At 39.4% G+C, this 7,716-nt stretch carries 3 protein-coding genes; 2 read left to right on the top strand and 1 reads right to left on the bottom strand.

From position 1 onward, the window contains the following. Positions 1 to 242 (top strand): DUF4136 domain-containing protein (locus E1171_RS12275; RefSeq protein WP_155206301.1); only part of this gene is annotated, 242 nt, incomplete at its 5' end. Positions 243 to 350: 108 nt separating this feature from the next. On the opposite strand, the gene E1171_RS12270 is transcribed toward E1171_RS12275, so the two are convergent. After that, positions 351 to 1,511: an iron-containing alcohol dehydrogenase gene (locus tag E1171_RS12270; RefSeq protein ID WP_155206300.1), complete on the bottom strand. Its 1,161-nt coding sequence runs from the start codon at positions 1,509 to 1,511 to the stop codon at positions 351 to 353. A gap of 604 nt (positions 1,512 to 2,115) precedes the next feature. Between E1171_RS12270 and E1171_RS12265 the strand changes: the two genes are divergently transcribed. Further along, positions 2,116 to 7,548 carry an alpha-2-macroglobulin family protein gene (locus E1171_RS12265; RefSeq protein WP_155206299.1) on the top strand — a complete coding sequence of 1,811 codons (5,433 nt, stop codon included), beginning with the start codon at positions 2,116 to 2,118 and terminating at the stop codon, positions 7,546 to 7,548. Positions 7,549 to 7,716: the final 168 nt, after the last annotated feature.

Raw genomic sequence — 7,716 nt, 5'->3', positions numbered from 1 at the left:
GTTGGGGATGGGGTTGGGGCTATCCTTATCCAATAAGGATTCCTTACCAATATAATAAAGGGACTTTAGTAGTCAGTTTTCTAGACACGAATAGCAATAGAATTATTTGGCATGCATCTGCTGATCGATCCTTAAAAAGAGCTAATGTTGCCAAAAAGGATATTTTAAAAACGGTGCATGAGGTATTTAAAAGATATCCTGGAAGAGTTCATAATATTTCTTCTTCAGGAGAGTTATTATAACGGTTGATCTTACCCCAAGCCCTGTTCATATGAAAAGCGCCTGCTTCAATAATATGTTTGAAGATAGGCGCTTTTTTAAATTTGTGGTTTCCTTGGCAACAAAATTGATCAATAACTCATTTCCACAATTTTTTCAACATGATCCGGAGTGAGGTTTTTATGTTCCCCTATTCCCAACCAGGACCTTTGGTTAAAGCGCTTCGAAATAATGCTAGCTGTACCCTTATATGCAGGAGTATATTCTGAAAGTCTTGTTTTTATCTCTAGGGAGTGGAAGAAATCTTCCATTTTTTCAATGGCTGCTTTTGCCTTTTCTTCTTTGGTTCCTTCTCTTAGGTCAAAAACTCTTTCTCCAAATTGTGCCAGTTTATCCTTTTTGTTTTCAAAATTAAATCGATAATGGCTTGGTGCTATAATGGCAAGTGTTCTGGCATGGTCAATTCCATATAAGGCGGTCAATTCATGTCCCATGGCATGGATGGCCCAATCGGTAGGGACTCCTTTTTGTATCAATCCATTTAGGGCCATGGTGCAGCTCCACATAAAGTTGGATGCAGCCTCGTAATCAGAAGGATCTGCAATTATTTTGGGCGCTATTTCGATAAGTGTTTGTAAGATGCCTTCAGCAATTCGATCTTGTAAGTGCCCTCCGGAAGGGTAAGTCATATATTGTTCTAATACATGGGTAAAGGCATCCACAATACCATTGGCCAATTGTTGTTTTGGGATAGACTGAACAACCTGAGGATCCAAGATGGAGAATTGGGGAAATAATCCTGGCCCGCCCATGGCTAGTTTTTCTTTTGTTTCAGCCCGGCTCACTACTGCTCCGGAGTTCATTTCCGATCCAGTTGCTGGCAAGGTTAGTACCGTGCCAAAAGGAAGTCCCTTTAATGTAGGTTTTTTATTGGCCAAAATATCCCATGGTGTATCTCCCTCATAAAGGGCTGCTGATGACAAGAATTTAGTTCCGTCAATAACAGAGCCTCCACCCACAGCTAGTAGGAAGGTGATATTCTCCGACTTTATGACTTCAAGAGCTTTTAAAAGGATCTCATATTCTGGGTTTGCTGGTATTCCTCCAAACTCTACTACCTCAAAATTGCTCAAAGCTGCAGTTACCTGTTCATAGATACCATTCTTCTTAATGCTACCACCCCCATATAGCATTAGGATTTTAGCATTATCGGGAATTTCTTTTGAAAGACTAGTGATTTGGTCTTTACCAAAAATGATCTTGGTTGGGTTTTTAAATTCGAAATTTAACATATCAGTAGTTATCTTTTTTAGTTTTTATATCAATAGGCTGTACCTGGGAAAATTTGTTTATATGTTCTATTCAATTTTGTTAATTGGAACTTAATTTTAGGGTTTCCTTTCTACTTTTGGTCTTAAGACCACTTTCTTCTATAAAAATTAATTTCAATGGACTCAAGGACACCTATGCACCTATTATTCATCCCTGTTTTTGTAGTAGGTGCTTCTTTCGTGTTCTTGCGAAGGATTAATCGGAGTAATACCTTTTGTCATTGAAAGGATTAACATCGAGGTAAACGAAATGAAGTGTAAGTTGGTTTACTTCTCAAAAGGAAAATCATCTATTTTCTAAAACTAGCCCTCCTTAGTTTTGTGTTTACTAGTGTTGTTTTTGGATTATTTCTCTGTATGTTATATGTTATTATTTTTGGAAAATAATGTTAATAATGTTGAAATGATTATAAATGTGTTAATTATTTTCTATTTAATTAAATAATAATTTATACTTTTACTGCAAAAATAAGAGTATTTTCTAAGTATGTTATTTATTTTTATCGCCATAGTTAAGCTCTTTTAAAAGTAATTTTTTTTAATTTTTCCTATAAAAATTTTTATAATGAACAAGAAATACTCCTACACCTATATTTCTCTTAGTAAAATCCTGTTCATATTAATAGCATTAATTTTTTTTCAATGCTCTAAAAAGAAAGAAGAACAATCTAAAGCACTTAGTAAGCAAGAACAAGCGGAACTTTACCGTGAATATGTTTCTTCTTATACCACAGGAGTAATCTCTTCTCATGGAGAGATTCGTATTCGATTAGCTAATTCTAACCCCGAAATTCAAGGCTTAGCCGAAAAGGTACCTTCGGGTTTTTTTTCTTTTGAACCCAAAATCTCAGGGAAGGCTTATTGGGCGGATAAACGTACCATCATATTTAAACCAGCTAAACCTTTAAAACAAAAGCAGACTTACAATGTCGTTGCCGATCTTTCCAAAGTGTTGCCGATTGCTGAGGAAAATAAATATTTTGAATTTAGCTTTAAAACAATTGTTCAAAATTTTGAGGTAAAGGTGGATGGCCTCCAGTTAATGGACATGAATGACCCGGTCAATCATCAATTGCAAGGGAAAATATATACAGCTGACTTTGCCGAGAATGAACAAATTGAGAAAGTATTAACAGCCTACCAGGAAGATAACTCCTTATCAATTAGTTGGGAGCATCCATCCAATAAAGAAAACATCCATAATTTCTTTGTCAAGGGGATCAAACGGAAGAAGGAGGCCGGAAATCTACTTTTAAAATGGAATGGAAAGGCCCTGGGAATGAAACTTACGGGAAACAAGGAGGTGGAAATTCCTGCTCTGGGCGATTTTAAAATATTACAGGCCAGGGCAGTTCAGGGGGGAGAAACCCATATTTCTTTAGAGTTCTCGGATGCATTGCGGCAAAACCAGGATTTGGAGGGGCTCATTAGGGTGGAAAGTAGGGGGAATATTCAAAAGTCGTACTTTTTAATTATAGGAAACAAAATTAATGTTTTTACCCACGAGCGTTTAACTGGTAAGGTGAATATTCAGGTAAATAAGGAAGTATTTAACCTTTCAGGGTACAAGCTGCAAGAAGATTTTGAAGCTAACCTACTATTTTCACAAGAAAAACCTGCCGTTCGTTTTGTGGGAAAGGGTGTGATTTTGCCTAATACACAGGGCCTTGTGATACCTTTTGAGGCGGTGAGTTTAAAGGCCGTTGATGTTAAAGTAATTCGAATTTTTGAGAATAATGTACTTCAATTTTTGCAAAGTAATCAATTGGATGGAAGTCAGGAGCTTATACGAGTGGGTCGCCCTGTAGCTGGAAAAACCATCTATTTAAATACTTCAGGAATTACCAATTTGGGAGAATGGAATCGTTTTACCCTCGATTTAGCGGAGTTGATCACAGTGGAGCCCGGAGCCATTTATCAGGTGGAGTTAGGGTTTCGTCATGCTCATTCTGCTTACTACTGTGAACAGGAAATTGCCCAGGCCGATGAAGGGCAAACTATGGAGGAGGATTGGGATTTTAGTGAAGCTGATCTGGAAACTACAAATTGGGATTCCTATGAAGACTATTATTCCTACGATTATGACTGGTATCAAAGGGATAACCCTTGTCATTCGGCTTATTATAGAAGAGAGCGTTCGGTCAAGAGAAATGTATTGGCTTCGGATTTAGGCCTTATTGCCAAACAGGGAGAAAATGGTGTCCTGCATGCTTTTGTTACCGATTTGAAAAATACAGAACCTTTAGGTGGTGTTGACCTTGAGGTATATGACTACCAGCAACAGGTAATGGCTACTTCGGTATCGTCCAATGATGGAAAGGCAGAATTGGCTCTTAACAAAAAACCTTTTGTTCTAATGGCCAAGCAAGGGGAGCAAAGGGCTTATCTGAAATTGGACCCTGCTTCTTCTCTTTCCCTGAGTAATTTTGATGTAGCAGGTCAAAAAGTTAAGAAGGGAATAAAAGGGTTCCTTTATGGGGAACGAGGAGTTTGGCGACCAGGGGATACTTTACATCTGACATTTATGTTGGAAGATCTGGAAAAACGGCTTCCTAAAGTTCACCCTGTGGTCTTGGAGTTGTCCGATCCTTATGGACAACTGGTGCATCGAATGGTGCAGAAGGATCATATTTCTGGTATTTATGCTTTCCATATTCCTACGGATTTTGATTATAGGACGGGAAATTGGACTGCAGTTGTAAAGGTAGGAGGAAGCGTTTTTAGAAAAAGTCTCCGTCTGGAAACCGTAAAGCCAAATCGATTAAAAATTAACTTAGATTTTAAAACCAACAAACTCACTCAATTAGAAAAAGCGAAAGAGGGAGATCTACAAGTCAATTGGTTACATGGTGCTCCTGCACAGGGGTTACGTGCCAATTTCCAGATGACTTTGGTGAGGTCCTCTACAGCATTTAAGGCCTTTCCTAATTACATCTTTGATGATTTATCCAGGGATTTTAGGTCAGAAACAACAGAGATTTTTGATGGTAAAGTGAATGAAGACGGTTTTGCCAAGATAAACTTAAATCTGGAAACCCCAGAGAATGCACCTGGAATGCTAAATGCAGTTTTTAAAGGAAAGGTATTTGAGGAAGGTGGTGATTTTAGTATTGATCGTTTTAGTATTCCTTATTACCCTTATGCTTCATTTGTAGGTTTAAGGCTGCCAGAGGGTGATAAAAGAGGAATGTTGGAAACCGACAAGGATATTCCCATTCGAATAGTTAGTGTAGATGCTAATGGTGCTCCTATTTCACGACAAAATGTGGAGGTAGAAGTATATAAACTAAATTGGCGTTGGTGGTGGGATAAATCGGAGGACGATATAGCCAATTATCTGGGGCGGTCTTATAAGAGTCCTGTTTTTAAGGGAAAAACAAGCACTAACAAAGGGAAAGGAAATGTAAATTTCCAAATTAAGTATCCGGATTGGGGGCGATATTATGTACGGGTGTTTGATCCGGTATCGGGGCATTCAGCTGGTAAAATCGTTTATATTGATTGGCCGGGATGGGCGGGTCGTCAACGAAAGAGTGATGCTGATGGGGCAAGTATGTTAACGTTTTCTTCTGATAAGGATGAGTATGCTGTTGGAGAAGAAATTAGTTTAAGTATTCCTGGTTCAAATCAGGGTAGGGCTTTGGTAAGTATAGAAAATGGTAATAGGGTATTAAAAAGTTGGTGGGTAGAAATGAAAGAAGGTGAAAATACGGTTAAGTTTGAAGCTGAGTCACAAATGGCTCCTAACTTCTATGCCCATGTCACTTTACTACAGCCTCATGACCAATCGCATAATGACCTGCCTATGCGCCTTTATGGGGTAATTCCTATAGGGGTGAGTGACCCTGAAACACACCTTGAGCCAAAGATTGATATGGCTGACCTCCTTAAACCTGAGCAGGAGGTGAACATTAAAGTTTCGGAAGCCAATGGAAAAGCAATGGCTTATACGCTTGCGGTGGTAGAAGATGGTTTACTAGATCTTACAAAATTCAAAACTCCAAAACCTTGGGAGCATTTCTATTCAAGAGAAGCTCTGGGAGTGAAAAGCTGGGATTTTTACGATAAAGTAATAGGCGCTTATGGTGGTGAATTAGAACACCTCTTGGCTATTGGTGGGGATGATGAATTAAGTGAGGAAGAGGAAAGAAAAACGAATCGATTTAAACCAGTAGTTAAATTTTTGGGACCTTTTAAATTAGATGAAGGGAAAACAAAGAACCATAAATTTCAAATGCCTCAATACATAGGTTCGGTAAGGACGATGGTTATTGCCGCTCAGGATGGAGCCTATGGAACAGCTGAAAAAACTACCCCTGTGAAGGAGGCTTTAATGGTCCTTGGGACTCTTCCTCGCCTTTTGGGACCTGGTGAAAAAATCAAATTGCCGGTCAATGTATTTGTACATGATGAGGGTATAAAAAGTGTTAAACTAAAAGTAAAAGGGAACGAAAAATTAAAGGTCACAGGAGCCAGGGCCAAAAGTATTGCTTTCCAAAAGCCTGGAAATCAGGTTGTGGAATTTTCTATGGAAACGGCTGAAAGTACGGGATTGGCCAAAGTGGAGATTGAAGCCATTGCTGGTAAACACAAAGCTACTTACGAGGTAGAACTTGATGTTCGCTCTGCTAACCCCAAGATGACCAAAGTGGTGAATAAATTTATTGAGGCCGGGGAAAGTTGGAAGCAGGATTATCAGCCTTTTGGACTTGTAGGAACCAATGAAGCAACTTTGGAGGTGTCACGTTTGCCGGCCATAAATCTAAAGCAACGATTGGCTTATTTGATTCGTTATCCGCATGGATGCGTGGAGCAAACGGTGTCTTCTGTATTTGCACAATTATTTTTGCCTCAGTTAATGGATCTAAGTGATGATGAGAAATTAGAGATTCAGAGTAATGTTACCGCGGCAATTAACCGATTACTCCAGTTTCAAACTTCGGAAGGAGTCTTTGCTTATTGGCCGGGACTACTGGAATCCAATGAATGGGGGACAAATTATGCCGGACACTTTTTGACGCTGGCTAAAGATAAGGGGTATAGTGTACCGGAAAGTATGTTTACCAAGTGGGTAGAATACCAGAAGGATAAAGCCAACAGGTGGAAAGTTGATTCTGAATATAGTCGGGATGACCTTATTCAAGCCTATCGCTTATACACTTTGGCACTGGCCCAGGAGGAGGACCGTGGGACCATGAATCGTTTGCGAACACGGGATAACCTAAGTCCACAGGCCAAATGGAAATTGGCTGCAGCCTATGCTATTATGGGCCTGAAAGAAGTGGCTAAGGGAGTTATTGAAGATGTAAATAAAGAAGTAAAGCCTTATCGGGAGCTTTCAGGAACCTTCGGATCTGCTCTGCGAGATAGAGCTATGATATTGGAAACGCTAAGTTTATTGGGTATGCGTGAGGAGGGAATAGAAATCCTTTCTCAAATAGCAAAAGAGTTAAGTAACGGTCAAAACTGGATCAGCACACAGGCAACAGCGTACAGCCTTATTGCTGTGGCAGACTTTGTTCAACTGGAGGAAGAAAATAAATATTTTAACTTTGCATTAACTCAACCAAATGGAAAAGTCAACCACATCAGCAGTGGGCGTTTAGTTTCTTCCAACACCTTAGAAGCAGAAAATCCTGGAAATATTCTCCTCGAAAACTCAGGAGAAACCCCTTTGTATGCCCGTCTGATCCTGGAGGGGCAGCCTCTGGAAGGGCAGGAGGAAACCTCGGCTAAGAATCTGGAAATAATGGTAAACTACCTGAACAAATCCGGAGAAGAAATTGATATTAACCAGTTGGAGCAAGGTACCGATTTTGAAGCTCGGGTTACCGTTTATAATCCGGGACTTAGGGGTGTTTATAAAGAAATGGCCTTAAGCCAGGTATTCCCTGCTGGATGGGAAATTCTAAACAGTCGTTTAATGGGAGATGAAAATGGACAAAGTACTCCGGAATATCAGGATATCAGAGATGATAAGGTGCTAACTTTATTTTGATTTGAAACCGCGGGAGCGTAAAACTTTTAAGGTGAATTTGAATGCGGCTTACCAAGGTAACTATTATTTGCCGGCTGTCTATTGTGAAGCTATGTATGATAATGAAATTTATGCTTCTCAAAAGGGGAGGAGAGTAAATGTATTGAAAAGGAAATAAGAATAACAGGT

Source organism: Xanthovirga aplysinae (assembly GCF_009711365.1).
GTDB classification, from domain to species: domain Bacteria; phylum Bacteroidota; class Bacteroidia; order Cytophagales; family Cyclobacteriaceae; genus Xanthovirga; species Xanthovirga aplysinae.
Note: the sequence above shows the minus strand (reverse complement) of the source record. Positions and strands in the feature narration are given on the sequence as shown.

Bases quoted from the DNA above. Each gene is read 5' to 3' on its own strand.
- E1171_RS12270 (WP_155206300.1), bottom strand. From the start codon at position 1,511: ATGTTAAATTTCGAATTTAAAAACCCAACCAAGATCATTTTTGGTAAA.
- E1171_RS12265 (WP_155206299.1), top strand. From the start codon at position 2,116: ATGAACAAGAAATACTCCTACACCTATATTTCTCTTAGTAAAATCCTG.